Genomic DNA, 15,697 nt, shown 5'->3' on the forward strand with positions numbered 1-15,697 from the left:
CATTGAATTTATAAATAACGGCAAGCGAAATTTTTTGTTTGCCGTGTTTTATAATTAATAGTATATTTAAACAAAATAAATTAAATAATGTCAGACAACAAAGTGGTATTGAATTACGACGGTAATTCTTATGAATATCCTATCGTAGATAGTACAATAGGAGACAGAGGAATAGATATTTCAAAATTAAGAGACCAAACAGGTCTTATTACCTTAGATCTAGGGTACAAAAATACAGGTGCTACATTAAGCGAGATCACTTATCTTGATGGTGACCAGGGAGAATTGTTCTACAGAGGTTATCCTATCGAGCAGATCGCTGAAAAATCAAACTTTACTGAGGTAATGTATCTTTTATTACACGGTGAATTACCTACAGAAGATCAGCTTGATACTTTCAACGGTAACATCAAAAAATATAACTTCGTAGCAGAGGAGATGAAAAAGATCATCGATGCTTTCCCTCGTTCTGCTCACCCAATGGGAGTTTTGTCTACTCTTACTTCTGCTTTAACAGCATTTAACCCTAAATCGGTTAATGTACAGTCTAAAGAAGAGATGGATCTTGCAGCAGAATTATTGATCGCTAAATTTGCTCACCTTGCAGCTTGGACGTACAGAAAAACTCTTGGTTTACCATTGAACCACGGAGATAACAGCCTTGATTATGTAGAAAACTTCTATAAAATGGCTTTCAGATTACCAAACGAAGAGTTTGTGATCAACCCTGTAGTTACTGCTGCTTTAAATAAATTATTGATCCTTCACGCTGACCACGAGCAAAACTGTTCTACATCTACGGTAAGAATGGTAGGTTCTGCTCACACAGGTCTTTTTGCTTCAGTTTCTGCTGGTATTTCTGCACTTTGGGGGCCACTTCACGGTGGTGCAAACCAAGCGGTTATCGAAATGCTTGAATTGATCGAAAAAGACGGTGGAGATGTTAACAAATGGGTTGCTAAAGCTAAAGATAAGAACGATAGCTTCCGTTTGATGGGATTCGGACACAGAGTGTACAAAAACTTCGATCCAAGAGCAAAGATCATCAAAAAAGCTGCTGACGATTTGTTAGAAGCTTTAGGAATTGAAGATAAAGCGCTTGATATTGCAATGCAGTTAGAAAAAGTAGCTCTTGAAGACGAATACTTCATCGAAAGAAAATTATATCCAAACGTAGATTTCTATTCAGGAATCATCTACAGAGCGTTAGGAATTCCTACAGAAATGTTTACAGTAATGTTTGCATTGGGAAGACTTCCTGGATGGATTGCTCAATGGAAAGAAATGAGACTAAAAGGAGACCCAATCGGAAGACCAAGACAGGTTTACCAAGGAGCTCAAAAAAGAGACTATATCGATATTGCAAACAGGTAATATTGTTTTCTCAAATAAATATAAATCCCAAAGTTTTTTGCTTTGGGATTTTTTTTGTTTTAACTATTTGAGATAAAAACTAGTTTTATAATTACATCATCATTGCTGTCCGATAAAAATTAAAATACAATTAATAGGTCGCTCCTCTTGAGCTATATTTCTCTAAAAACTATCTTCTATTAACAGTTTGCTTCTAATGAAGCTATATTTGATCCCATCAGGATTTACTGTTAATTTATCCTATGAACATTATAATTATATAAGTCAATTTGTTTGTGTTTTTCATTGGCAACGGAAACAATGTTACATAATATATTCTATTTTTTTATTGAAAATTTTAAAATCACAATGATGTAATGCCTAGTAGATAAAAAATATTCCTGATAAATAATATTTTACAAGATTATCTAAATTCGGATATAAGAAATTTATTAAATTTACGATTCATAAAATGGTATTAAACAATGAGTTTCGGACAGCAGATGTTATTTTTTTTCAGCGTAATAGGAGCTTTTAACGGGCTTCTGCTTGGGATTTACCTATTATTTGTGAAAAAAATGAAACATATTCCGGATTTCTTTTTAGGGCTTATTTTACTAACATTAAGCATCCGTGTAGGAATTTCTGTATGTATTTATTTTTATCCCGATTGGCCTAAAATTATTCCACTTTTCGGTTTATCGGCTCTGTTTTTTACTGGACCGGCTTTGTATTATTATGTTCGTTCTTCTTTTTTACAAGAACAGTTTAATCTTAAAAATGCTGGAAATTCTTTTGGTATTCTGACATTGATTCTTGGAACAGTTGGTCTCTTGTATTTAATTTTCCCTATTACCTGGAATGAAAATTTTGCGAGATTTATTTATGGTGTTTGGACGGTTTTCATTTTTCTATCGGTTTATGAATATTTTATTTTTTCAAAAAAAGAAGCTAAAAAATGGACTCAACTTCTCCTTCCTATTTTAGCAAGTAATGTGATTATCTTTTTAGCATATCAACTGATGTCTACAGGATTGATCCAAGTATATTGTGCGGGCGGAAGTCTTGTTTTTTCTTTGCTTTTATATGGAAATGTTTTGATCTTTTTCAACAGTAAAAACAAATCGACAGCTGTAAAAGAAGAAAGTAAATATTCCAATAAAAAGATACCCGATCAACAGGCTGAAAGCTTTTTTTCAAAATTGGAAAGGTTGATGAATATGGAAGAATTATATAAAGATCCGAATTTGAAATTAAGTGATCTGGCCTTGAAAATGAATATTTCAACACATCAGCTTTCACAATTACTGAATGATAATTTGGGTAAAAGTTTTTCCACTTACATCAATGAATACAGAATCAATGAAGCCTGTGAAAAAATTGAAAATGGATCTTATCTTAAAATTGAGGAGATCGGATATGAAGTAGGATTCAATTCTAAATCTACATTTTTTTCTACTTTCAAGAAAATTATGAGCACGACACCGCTATTGTATAAACAATCTCAAACGACTTCTGATACAAGGTTTCAGGGTTCAAATTTATAATTCTGTACTTCGGAATTTAAACTTCAAAACCTCATTTTCGTCCACGTCCAATACTTTTGGTTTCATAAAATTTAAAGCTTATGAACTCCAAATTATGGATCTTTATCCTATTGTTATTCTTGTCATTTTTTGCAAAGTCTCAGGAAATTCTCAATGCGAAAGTTCCCGATTCTATACAACAAAAAGATTCGGTCGCAACAATTTCAGAAGTTATTATCCAATCTTCTCGTAGAGATCTAAAACTCAATCAAGGAAATATTGTGATGAGTGTTTCCGGGAATAAAGATTTTAAAACATCAACAAATATTCTCGAAGTTCTAAGAAAAACTCCGGGTGTGACGGTGGATTCTGAAGACGGAATTTTTATTGGCGGAAGAACTAACCCTGCATTTTTTATCAATGGAAAACCTGTTGTGATGAGCACTCAGGAATTACATTCTTATTTGAGATCTCTTTCACCGGAAATGGTAGAATCTCTTGAAGTAAATACGAATCCATCTTCAAAATATGATGCCGAATTCAAAGGGATTATTGATATTAAATTAAAGAAAAACACCAATTTGGGCTGGATAGGAAACTATATTGGGAATACGAGTGTCAATAAATTTAATTATAAGGAAAATAGCCTTAATCTTTCTTATAACACAGAAAAAATAAGCTATAATGTACAGTTGGGTTACAACAATGGAATCTCAACATACCGTTATAATGCTCTTCAGCGTTTAGCAAATACAAACGTTATGAGAACGCAGACCTATCAAAAAGATGACGTAGAAATTTATACTGTTCAGACGGGAATCGATTATAAATTAAATGATAAAAATAGGTTTGGGGTAAATGTAAGGGGTAACTTCAGAGATAGTGAGCGGATTCGTCTAGGTTCATTGTATACGGTTAATAAAGATGAAACCCAGTTGGTTTTTAATACAGAAAGTAAAAATCCGATTAACTATTTTCAAGATAATTATGGAATAACTGCAGATTATTCTTTCCAACATAAAAATTTTAAGCTAAGCTTTTTAGGCAACTATCTTTCGGTTAAAAATAAGCAAGAAGATGATTTTCTGAATAGCGATAAGCCGACTTCACAGCTTTTATCCTATTGGAGATCTGATCTGCTCAATAAAATTAATATTTACACAGGGCAAATTGATATTTCTCAGAAAATAGGAGAGGCCACTTTCGAGGCGGGTCTAAAATTAAGTGATACTAATACCAATAATATGATCAGGTATGATACGTTGTCAATAAATAAACAATTTATTTTTGATCCGACGAGGAGCAACCAATTTTCATATAAAGAGAAAATATTTGCAGGATATTGGGCGTACAGTCAGAAATTTAATAAGTTTCAGATCAATGCAGGATTGAGATTTGAAAATACTCAAAGTATTTCTAATGCGGTAACCATAGATTCTGTGATCTCAAGGAATTATTTGAAATGGTTGCCTTCTTTTAGTGCAAGTTATACCTTCAACAGATCTAGTGAGCTTTCATTGTCTTACAGCAGAAAAATTACAAGACCGGTTTTCTCGCAGCTTAATCCGTTCAGGTTTTATTACAGCCCGCTGAATTATTGGATCGGAAATCCTTACCTGCAACCTTCTTTTACTAATCAGATTAAAGCAACCTATCGATATAAAAATTGGGTTACAGCTTTTACCATTGGGAAAGAAACAGATGTGATGACTCGGTATCCTATCTACAATCCCGAAACGAATGTGCTTGAATTTTTAGGAACTAACTTACCTTATCGAAATTTTGCCAGTTTAGAAATGAGTTTTCCTATAAAAATAGCAAAATGGTGGAACATAAATACCCAGTTTGCGGGATATTATAATTACGAATTCAGACCGTATCTGGATGAGGTTTTTGCATTGAAAATTTATAACTACGAGATGAGATTAAATCAGGCTTTCTCTTTACCTAAAGGCTATACACTTAATGTTTTTTCAAATTATGAATCTAAAACCGGGAATAGTTTATATATTATTAAGCCACGATATACCGTTGATATTTCAGTGCAAAAATCATGGCTTGATAATAAACTGAACACGAAAATAAGCTTTAACAATATTTTCGATTCTTACGACCAACGACTGGAATTTAGGCATAAACAAATCATGGATACCCGATTTACACACTGGTGGGATACCCAAAAGTTGATCTTGTCACTCAGTTACAATTTTGGAAGCTCAAAATATCAGATGAAAAATATACAAAAGTCAGAGGAAGAAAACAGGACGAGGTAAACGAAACCATCTTTTTTATAAGCCGATCTTTAGTTTTAATTATAAGGAAAAAAGTACGCATAATTAATATGTTTTAGACCTTGTTTATATTTTAAAGGAAAAAAGAAAGTAGATCTCGAGTGATTTTTTGAATATAGGTAAAGAATAAACAACTTTTTCATAAATAAATATCTGGAAAATGTTTTTATATCAAAAGTAAATACTTGTTATTTTAGAAATCGCAAGTGTTAAAACTTGATATAAAATAATTTTTAGTGTAAAATTCTACTTTCATTGATAAAACATTTTAAAACTTTCAGCATCACATGGGTTTCATTATATTTGCTTAATTCTCATTCTTTATGAAATTAAATATTAAAAACGAAACCGGAAGACTGAGGTCTGTGGTTTTAGGTCAACCCAACTCTATGGGCGGTATTCCTACTTTGGAAGAAAGCTATGATGCAAAATCATATTACACCATAGAGCACAACATGTATCCGAAAGAAGAAGACATCATCAACGAAATGAATGCTTTTGAAGCGGTGCTGAAAAAATATGATGTAGAAGTTCTTCGTCCGGATATTATTGAAGATTACAATCAGGTCTTTGCAAGAGATGTTGCTTTTGTAATCGACGATAAAATGATTATTTCAAATGTAATTGCCGACAGAGCAGATGAGCAGGAAGCTTACAAAACGGTTTACGAAAAAGTAGCGTGGAGAAAAATTATCAACTTACCGGAAACAGCTCACATTGAAGGCGGAGATGTAATTGTTTGGAATGATTTTCTTTTCATCGGAACTTGTTTCAGTGAAGATTACAGAAATTATAAAACGGCAAGAACAAACGAGTACGCCATCGAAATTCTTAAAGAATATTTTCCTAAGAAGAGAATTATCGATCTTGAATTAAAGAAAAACGACCGAGAACCTTATCAGGGAATTTTACATTTAGACTGTACCTTCAATCCGGTTGGCAATGATAAATGTATTATTTATAAAAATGGATTTGTAGACGAAAGCGATTACAATCTAATCCTCGATATCTTCGGTGAAGAAAATTGTTTCCACGTAACAGACGAAGAAATGTTTGAAATGTTCCCAAATATTTTTTCGATTTCTCCGGAAGTGGTGGTTTCAGATAAAGCTTTCACAAGAATGAACAATCATTTGAGAGATGTTTGGGGAATGACCGTTGAAGAAATTCCTTACAGAGAAATTTCTAAAATGGGAGGCTTGTTGAGATGCTCTACAATGCCTTTAGTTAGAGATTAATTAGGGTGGGGAGTTTTAGAGTTTTAGCGAATTTTTTTAATCTTTCAATCATTTAATTTTTAAATTGATAAAATGCAGACAACAGATACAGTATTAATGATAGAGCCGATTGCATTCGGTTATAATGCAGAAACGGCAGAAAATAATTATTTTCAGGTAGAGCAGAAAGGTGCAGATATTCAGTCAAAAGCTTTGGCTGAATTCAAAATTTTTGTTGAAAAACTGAGAAGCAAAGGTGTTAATGTAATTACCATCAAAGACACTATCGATCCTCATACTCCGGATTCTATTTTCCCAAACAACTGGGTAAGTTTCCACAAAGATGGAAAAGTGGTTTTATATCCAATGTTTGCTTCAAACAGAAGGGTAGAGCGAAGAGAAGATATTATTGAGAGTATCAAAAATCAAGGCTTTGAAGTTTCTGAAATTGATGATTGGTCATTGCCTGAAATTCAGGGACATTTTTTGGAAGGAACAGGAAGTATGATTTTCGATCATGATAACAGAATTGCTTACGGATCGGTTTCTTTGAGACTTGATGAAGGTTTATTCAGAGAGTTTTGTACTAAATATAGATTTACACCTGTTGTTTTCCATTCATTTCAAACGGTTGGCGAAGAGAGACTTCCAATTTATCATACGAATGTGATGATGTGCGTTGCCGATAAATTCGTAGTAATTTGTCTAGACTGTATTGATTCTGAATTGGAGAGAAGCAAAGTTATTGAAACCATTAAAAATTCAGGAAAAGAGATTATTGAAATTTCTGAAGAGCAAATGCAGCAATTTGCCGGAAACATGCTTCAGGTACAAAATAAAGATGGCGAAAAGTTCTTAGTAATGAGCCAAACTGCTTATCAGTCTTTAAATGCTGAACAAATTTCTAATATTGAAAAATATTGTGAAATCATTTATTCAGATTTAAATACGATTGAAGTAAACGGAGGCGGAAGCGCACGTTGTATGTTAGCTGAGGTTTTCTTACCTAAAAAATAAATTATTTTAAATTAAACAAAATAAAAACTTCTGGCTTTAACTAAGGTCGGAAGTTTTTTTATGCTTCGATCTCAAGCAACCATTAAAAAAACTTTAAATTTGCAGAAATATAAAGTTTTGATTATGAGTAAGAGATTATATTTGAGTATGGTAATACTTCTGTGTTTCTTTTCAAATGCACAGCAGAAAACCTTTTGCAACCCGATTAATATTGATTACGGTTACACGCCTTTTGAAGTTTTTTCAAAGCAAGGAAAACACCGTGCAACTGCAGATCCGGTAATTGTTAATTTTCAGAAAAAGCTTTTTCTTTTTTCGACCAATCAGGAAGGATATTGGTACAGTGACAATATGCTCGACTGGAAATTTGTGAAAAGAAAATTCCTGAGAGACAATAAATATACTCACGATCTGAATGCTCCTGCAGTTTGGGCAATGAAAGACACTTTATATGTTTACGGTTCAACCTGGGAACAGGATTTCCCGATCTGGAAATCTACCAATCCTACAAAAGACGATTGGAAAATTGCTGTAGACACTTTGAAAGTTGGAGCTTGGGATCCTGCTTTTCATTATGATGAAGATAAAAATAAACTCTATTTATATTGGGGATCGAGCAACGAATGGCCTCTTTTAGGAACCGAAGTGAAAGTTAAAAACTTGCAGTCCGAAGGTTTTGTAAAACCTATTTTACGATTAAAACCAGAAGATCACGGTTGGGAAAGATTTGGAGAATATAATGATAATGTCTTCTTGCAACCTTTTGTGGAAGGAGCTTGGGTAACCAAATATAAAGACAAATATTACATGCAGTACGGTGCTCCAGCAACAGAATTCAGCGGATATTCTGACGGAGTTTATGTTTCTAAAAATCCTTTGGAAGGTTACGAATACCAACAGCACAATCCATTCTCTTATAAACCGGGAGGTTTTGCAAGAGGAGCGGGGCATGGAGCAACTTTCGAAGATAATTATAAAAACTGGTGGCATGTTTCAACCATTTTTATTTCCACAAAAAATAATTTTGAAAGACGTTTAGGAATCTGGCCTGCAGGATTTGATAAAGATGATGTAATGTACACCAATACTGCTTATGGTGATTATCCTACTTTGCTTCCGCAGTTTGCGCAGGGAAAAGATTTTTCTAAAGGACTTTTCACAGCTTGGATGTTGCTAAATTATAATAAACCCGTTCAGGTTTCGTCTACTTTAGGAGGTTATCATTCGAATAATGCAGTAGATGAAGATATTAAAACGTACTGGAGTGCCAAAACCGGAAATTCCGGGGAATGGTTTCAGACCGATTTAGGTGAAGTTTCTACCATTAATGCAATTCAGGTAAATTATGCAGATCAGGATGTTGAATTTATGGGAAAAACTGAAGGTAAAATGCATCAGTATAAAATCTATGGCTCAAATGATGGAAAAAAATGGAAAGTGATTGTTGATAAAAGCAAAAATACCAAAGACGTTCCTCACGATTATGTAGAATTGGAAAAACCTGCCGAAGCAAGATTTTTAAAAATGGAAAATCTAAAAATGCCAACAGGAAAATTTGCATTAAGCGGTTTCAGAGTTTTTGGAAAAGGAGCGGGTGCAAAACCTGCAAAAGTTCAGAACTTTGTTCCGTTAAGAGCTGATCCCAAAAAGTATGGTGAAAGAAGAAGCATCTGGATGAAATGGCAGCAAAACTCAGAAGCCGATGGTTATGTTATTTATTGGGGAAAATCTCCGGATAAATTATACGGAAGCATTATGGTGTACGGAAAAAACGAATATTTCTTCACAGGAGCAGACAGAGTAGATTCTTATTATTTCCAGATTGAAGCATTTAATGCAAACGGAGTTTCGGAAAGAACAGAAGTTGTTAAGTCTGAATAATCATTAAAATATTTAATTAAATAATAAGACGCTTTGAAATTTTTCAAGGCGTTTTATTTTTGTCAATTTGCTTTAAAAATTCACTAATCGAATTGATTACAAATGGAGCATTTCTCTCATTCACCCAATCAAGATGCCCACCTGTAAATTCGAAAGATTGATTAAAAATTCCGTTTTTGTTTAAAGTTGAGTCTAAAATATTTTTTTGTGATAATGGAATTACAGTGTCATTATTTCCGTAAAAAGAAATGGTTGGTGGAGATGTTTTATTAATCCAATAAACTGGGCTTGCAAAATTTTCCATAGAAATTCCGTTAGAAAGTAGAGTTGGATCAACCAAATGATTTTCGACAAATGAATAATCATAATAATTTTTAAAACTTGGATCTGATAAATCGGCTGGACCAACGATATTTACTACTACTTTTATATTTGCTTTACCATCAGATTTATACGAATAAAGCATTGATAAATGACCACCCGCACTATTTCCGAGAAGAATAATATTGGGTTTGTATTTCAATGTTTTTTCTAAAAATAAAATTACTCTATTAATATCGTCTGTCTGATTTGGAATTCCGAAACGATTTTCTGAAGCCAATCTGTAATTAATGTTTGCAAAAACACTTTTGGGGAATTTCTTCATCATCGACAAAATGAAATAAGTAAGCTGAGATTTATTCCCTGCTTTCCAACCCCCACCATGAATGATGATAAATAAATTTTTATTTTGTTGAGTGTTTTTGGGAATATATAAATCTAATTTTTGTTCAGAATCATTTCCGTAAGAGACATTCATTTGTTTATCGAAAGTAATGTCTTTACTGATATTTATTGTTTTTTCTTTACAGCTAAAAATAATTAAAACCAAAAATAAAATTGTCAGATTTTTTTTCATAATCATAAATATAAACGAAACCCACCAATTTCTTGATGGGTTTCTTACAAAATAAAATATATGAAAGATTGAATGTTAACGTGTTCTACTTTTGATATCGTCTGAAGCACCTTCGATGTTTCTTACTTTTTTTACTTTTTGATTTCCGAAATTGTAAGTGATGCTGAATGTTCCGCCTCTTCTGAATTGGTCATTTCTTACGTAATTGTAATTTCCGTTGGTTTGGTAATCTTCAATTTCTACGATGTTGGTTCTAAGTACGTCGGTAATATTTAATGCAAAGGTCCAGTCGTTCCAGTTTTTCTTTAAACTTAGATCAAGACTTGAAAGATTCTTAAGCATTCCCAATTCGATTTGTTGCTTGTCTACGAAGAAATAATTAACTCCTAAAAACCAGGTTTTCTTTTTATCTAAACGGATGGTATTATTGGTTTGAATTAAGATACTTGTAGATTTTATATTATTACTATATACAATTTGGTTTCCATCTTTATCAAGAAAAATATCACCATTCGTAGGGTCTACAGACAAAGAACCATTGTTAACGTTGTGCTGTACTCCAACATTGAAATTCATCGTTAGATATTGATTAAAAAATGTTTTGTTCATTCCCAACATTGCAGACATTTCCTGTTTGTCACCAAAATTTGTTCTGATGTAGCGAAGCACGTTTTGCTCGGTGATTTTACCATCCATCGATTTTGCATAGCCTTGTAATGGAACCTGAGTAATTACATCTTTGAAGAAGGAGTGATTTAAGATCAAGAAGTAAGAATTTTTGAACATGTAGGTCAGTTCCTGGTTATAGGTTGATGAAGCCTTAACAAAAGGGTTGTTCTGAGTATAATTGGTTTCTGTCAAAATATTTCTTACAGGATTAAGCTCCCAAAAACTAGGTCTTCTCATTCTGCTCGAAAATGCATATGATATATTATTTTTATCATTAATAGCATAATTAACGCTCAGATACGGAAGTAAATTATTATAATTTCTTTCAATCTTTCTGTATTCTTCAGTAGCATTATCTGAGGTTCCCAAGCTGTTGGTAATTTCGTATCGGGTACCAATTTTCCCTGAAAGTTTATCAGAGAACTTTTTCTCCAATGTTAAATAAGCACCATAGATATTTTCATCATAAATGAAGTGATTAGGTTCATATTTTGGGTTGTCAATAGTATTTCCGTTTGAATCAAATAATTCTGCAATATTTCCGTCAATATCATAAACTGTGGTTGTGTTTTTTGTATCGTTATCTGTTTTTGTTTTATTGAAATTTCCACCAACAGCTATTGTAAAATCATTTTTAAATTTCTGTATATAATCTATGGTACTTGAAAAGTTATTGATTATTTGTGGTAGATTCTGAATAGTTGTCTGGCTTGGATTCAATTGTGTGTTATTTCCTGAATGGTCTGCTACAAATGTTTTATTGTCTGTAAACTGAAATCTTTTGTAATTAAGATAAGCTGCATTTACATTTAATTTACTTCCTAATGAATCAGTCTTTAATTCGTAATTTAAATTAACCGAATTATTGTATGAACGCGCATCTTCTTTATTTCTAGAATTGGTATAATTGGTTTTGAAAGCATTTATATCTTCATCATAAGCACGAATTGTATTGAATAAATTAACGGTAGAATTATAACTTTTATTGGCGCTTGAGTTCCATGACAAAGCCAAGTTGCTTTTTTCTGTTAACTGATAATCAAAATTTAGATAACCGCCAAGGTATTGGTTTGGATCATCAATATTTCCTGTAGATTCATTAGATGATAGATCATTTCCGTTTCGTAAAACATAATGTTGTGCCTGAATATTTTCTCCTCCATACAAATTGGCACTAATTCCCAACTTATCTTTTCTGTAGTTTGCTGAAAAACTTGCCGAACTGCTGTTGTATTTATTTTGAGTATTAGACATTCTCATGTTTCCGTTCAGGCCGTCACTCATTTTCTTTTTAAGAATAATATTGATAATTCCATCTGAAGCTTCTACTTGAAACTCACTTCCAGGAACAGTAATTACTTCAATTTTCTGAATATTTTCTGCAGGAGTATTTTTTAGAAACTGCGTTACAGATTCAGCATCCATATTGGTTTTTCTACCATTGATGTAGATTAGTGCATTATTTTTTCCTACAATTTTTAATGTTTTATCATCTGTTGTCGAAAGTAGGGGAGTCTGTCTCAATAGATCGAAAGTTGTGTTTCCTTTAGCTACAGGAGATGCAGCTACATCATATACAAAACGGTCGCTTTGCTTTTTAAAAACCTGCTTTGTCAAAACAACTTCTTCTATTTTTTGAGTTTTTACTGTGTCTGATTTTTTTTCCTGGGCAAAAGTAAATCCGCTTAAGAAAAGTGCTGCGATGAATATTTGAGTTTTCATAATTATATTTTTTAGTTTAGATGCTTGTATCTGTTATTATTTTACATTGCAAAGATATATAATAAATTTAGTATCATGCAATACAAAGTAGTGTAAATGTTTTTAAATAAAAATTAACTATCTGATTGTCAGTTGTTAAATTTTATAATCTAAATTTTACTATGCTTAACTATTTATACAATTAGACAACTAAACCTAATGTTTTGTTACAAATAAATTAAAAATATTTAAATTCACTTTTTTTTGATTAATTTAGAACGAACAAAAAAATTAATAATTTATGACAAAAATCTATTCTTTATTCTTTATTCTAGCACTTCTTGTATCTTGCAAAAGCGACTCTTTTATTGAGCTAGACAACCCGGAAAATCCGGCAATCGATTTTAATTTTGGTAACAATACCCAGAAAAATTTTCACGGTATTGTACTTTCAACAGACGGAAGCCCAGTTTCAGGAGCATCAGTAACTATTGGATCTGCTACAGCACAAACTAATTTTAAAGGCATGTTTGTAATAAAAAATGCAGATGTGAAAGAAAATTTTGCCTATGTAAAAGCTACAAAAGCAGGTTTTGTAAATGGTTCACGTACGATGGTCCCTACCAATGGAAGCAATAGAATCAAAATTATGATGATTCCTGTAACCAACACATCAACTATTTCTTCGGGTACAACCTCTACCGTTTCTTTGCCAAATGGTACAAAAGTAAAATTTGATGGTAGCTTTAAAGACGGAAATGGAAATGCATACACCGGAAATGTAAATGTTGCGATGTTTCATCTAAAACCTTCAGATCAGTATCTTAATGAATTGATGCCGGGTTCTTTTCTTGCTAATAATTCTAACGGAAACTCAAGGATTATGGAAACTTACGGAATGCTTCATGTACAATTAACAGGAGCTTCCGGACAAAATCTTCAAATTGCCAATGGACATACTGCAGAGATGACTGTGGCTATCGATGCAACTCAAATGACAACTTCTCCAGCTACAATTCCATTATGGTCTTTTAACGAAACTACAGGTATTTGGCAGGAAGAAGGCACAGCAACCAAAGTTGGTAACGTTTATGTAGGAAACGTAAGCCATTTTTCTTGGTGGAATTGTGATACAATGTCTCCACAAGGGATTTTAAAAGTAAAAGTTAAAAACCCTGCTGGAGAGCCAATGATAAATACGGTTGTAGCTCTAAGAAGAGCCGGTCAGACTTACGATATGACTAATGTAACAGATAATGCAGGATTTGCTTCAGGATATATTCCCGCGAATGAAACCCTTGTTCTTAAAGTGTATGATGTCTGTAATACGGTAATTTACACTTCAAATGTACCACCTGTAGCGGGAGGAACTACATTGGTTTTGCCGGATATTACTGTTACACCTACGGGAAATCAGTACATTATTAAAGGTAATCTAAAAACTTGCTCAAATACAGATGTTATAGATGGTTATGCGCTTTTAAGACCTGTATCAAGTATAAATTACTTTCAGTATATGTCGGTTCCACTGAATAATACAGGTGATTTTTCATTTACAACTTATTCTTGTACGGCTAATCCACAGCTTATTTTGGAGGGACACGATTATACCAATTTACAGACCACCGGAGAAATCTCTTTTACTGCTAATTCACCAGTCATGAATTTTAATAATATCATGGCTTGTAATTCAGTGAATGAATTTATTAGTTTTAAAGTTGATAATCAGAATGTAAAATATGTTTTAGGGAATGCTATACGTGCCGAATGGTCCGGACTAACATCCTCATCTCCCAATATGACAGCAAAACAATTGAGGGTTTATCATGTTTTACCAGTTGGAGATATTTTTTCGATGACGTTAAATAATATGTTGGGAGTTCCGGGAAGTTTTAATACAGAATATTCTCTTGAGTTTTCTGGAGGAAATTTTAATTATAATACTGGAAATGTAGTTGTTCAGATTAGTAATTTCGGAGCTGTAGGAGATTATATTGACTTTACAGTAAATGGAACTTATACAGATATAAGTGGAGGAAATCATACTTTTACTGCAACAGGTCATGTTAAAAGAGACTTGTAAATTACTTAAAATAAATTATAAAAGAAAAAGGACTTGAAAAAGTCCTTTTTTATTTTATTCTCTATCGAAACGCGCCAGCTTTTTATCAATCCAGATCGTGGCAAAAGGGAAAAAGGCAGCTATCAAAGCAAAAACAGAATCTTCATCATCCCATTGATATATTTTTCTTGTGGAAGGAATAAACAGGAGATAAAGTGTGAAAAAGAATCCGTGAATACTTCCAATTGTACTGATGTACACAATAGGTAAAATGCCTTCAGGGTCAACCCTAATCCAAATCATTGCAGTAAAAAGGAAAAACCAAGAAATAGCTTCAGCCAAACAGATTTGCTTAAACCACTTGATGACTTTTTCCTGTCCATATTTTGCGAAAAAATTTTCGAGAAATTCCATTGTATTTAATTTTGCCTAACTTCTAACTTCTAACTTCTAACTTCTAACTTCTAACTTCTAACTTCTAACTTCTACTTATAAAAACTACTTCCATCCAAATATTCAAAAACTTCCGGCGGAAGCATCGGTCTTACGTTTTTGCCCTGCTTTATCATATTGCGAATTTCGGTAGCAGACAATTCGATAACAGGTGCTTTCACAAGCGAAATATTTTCGTTATTTATATATTCAGATTTTTTTTTGTCACCTTCAAAAACTCTGGGATAAACAATAATGTGATGATTTTTTATTAATAAATCAACATTTTTCCATTTGTGTAAACTTCCAAGATTGTCTTCACCCATAATTAAACTAAAAGAATAGTCAGGATGTTTTTCTTTCAGATAGGTTAAAGTATCGATAGTATAACTTGGTGTAGGAAGTGAAAACTCTACATTTGAAGCCCGCATATCAGGATAATTTTTGATGGCGAGTTCTACCATATCGAGCCTGTTGTGATCGTTAAGAAGTGACTTTTTTTCTTTAAACGGGTTTTGCGGACTCACCACAAACCATAATTCGTTCATATCCGAATTTTCAAGAATATAATTCGCCAATATCAAATGCCCAATATGAATTGGGTTAAATGATCCGAAAAATAAGCCGATTTTTTTCATTATTTCAGGGCT

General features: G+C 32.8%; 11 protein-coding genes. 7 read left to right on the forward strand and 4 right to left on the reverse strand.

The features are described 5' to 3' along the window. Nucleotides 1-87 precede the first annotated feature (87 nt). The 6 genes from BUR17_RS14170 to BUR17_RS14195 all read left to right on the forward strand — a co-directional run bounded on the left by BUR17_RS14170 (nt 88) and on the right by BUR17_RS14195 (nt 9,285). Nucleotides 88-1,374, forward strand: coding sequence for a citrate synthase (locus BUR17_RS14170; protein WP_074230983.1), 1,287 nt, complete (start codon nt 88-90; stop codon nt 1,372-1,374). 464 nt (nt 1,375-1,838) lie between these two features. Further along, nucleotides 1,839-2,900 carry a helix-turn-helix domain-containing protein gene (locus BUR17_RS14175; RefSeq protein WP_074230984.1) on the forward strand — a complete coding sequence of 354 codons (1,062 nt, stop codon included), beginning with the start codon at nt 1,839-1,841 and terminating at the stop codon, nt 2,898-2,900. An 80-nt stretch (nt 2,901-2,980) separates the two neighbouring features. Further along, entirely contained in the window at nt 2,981-5,152 is a 2,172-nt protein-coding gene (locus BUR17_RS14180) for a TonB-dependent receptor domain-containing protein (protein WP_074230985.1), read from the forward strand. Nucleotides 5,153-5,493: 341 nt separating this feature from the next. Further along, entirely contained in the window at nt 5,494-6,408 is a 915-nt protein-coding gene (locus tag BUR17_RS14185) for a dimethylarginine dimethylaminohydrolase family protein (protein ID WP_074230986.1), read from the forward strand. Nucleotides 6,409-6,480: 72 nt separating this feature from the next. Beyond that, a complete protein-coding gene (gene ctlX / locus BUR17_RS14190) occupies nt 6,481-7,404 on the forward strand; it encodes a citrulline utilization hydrolase CtlX (protein WP_074230987.1) in 924 nt (307 codons plus the stop codon). Nucleotides 7,405-7,527: 123 nt separating this feature from the next. Further along, nucleotides 7,528-9,285: a discoidin domain-containing protein gene (locus tag BUR17_RS14195; RefSeq protein ID WP_074231258.1), complete on the forward strand. Its 1,758-nt coding sequence runs from the start codon at nt 7,528-7,530 to the stop codon at nt 9,283-9,285. 43 nt (nt 9,286-9,328) lie between these two features. Here BUR17_RS14195 and BUR17_RS14200 read toward each other — a convergent pair whose 3' ends face one another. Continuing rightward, the gene (locus BUR17_RS14200; protein WP_074231260.1) at nt 9,329-10,183 is read right to left on the reverse strand and encodes an alpha/beta hydrolase; all 855 of its coding nucleotides are present in this window, start codon (nt 10,181-10,183) and stop codon (nt 9,329-9,331) included. Between the two features lie 75 nt (nt 10,184-10,258). Beyond that, entirely contained in the window at nt 10,259-12,574 is a 2,316-nt protein-coding gene (locus BUR17_RS14205) for a TonB-dependent receptor domain-containing protein (RefSeq protein WP_074230988.1), read from the reverse strand. 280 nt (nt 12,575-12,854) lie between these two features. Between BUR17_RS14205 and BUR17_RS14210 the strand changes: the two genes are divergently transcribed. Further along, nucleotides 12,855-14,636, forward strand: coding sequence for a hypothetical protein (locus BUR17_RS14210; protein ID WP_074230989.1), 1,782 nt, complete (start codon nt 12,855-12,857; stop codon nt 14,634-14,636). A gap of 54 nt (nt 14,637-14,690) precedes the next feature. Here the strand turns inward: BUR17_RS14210 and BUR17_RS14215 are convergent, their stop codons facing one another. Then, nucleotides 14,691-15,029 carry a DUF3817 domain-containing protein gene (locus BUR17_RS14215; protein ID WP_074230990.1) on the reverse strand — a complete coding sequence of 113 codons (339 nt, stop codon included), beginning with the start codon at nt 15,027-15,029 and terminating at the stop codon, nt 14,691-14,693. 71 nt (nt 15,030-15,100) lie between these two features. Then, the gene (gene nadD / locus BUR17_RS14220) at nt 15,101-15,685 is read right to left on the reverse strand and encodes a nicotinate (nicotinamide) nucleotide adenylyltransferase (RefSeq protein WP_074230991.1); all 585 of its coding nucleotides are present in this window, start codon (nt 15,683-15,685) and stop codon (nt 15,101-15,103) included. Nucleotides 15,686-15,697: the final 12 nt, after the last annotated feature.

It is taken from the genome of Chryseobacterium scophthalmum, from assembly GCF_900143185.1.
GTDB lineage: Bacteria > Bacteroidota > Bacteroidia > Flavobacteriales > Weeksellaceae > Chryseobacterium > Chryseobacterium scophthalmum.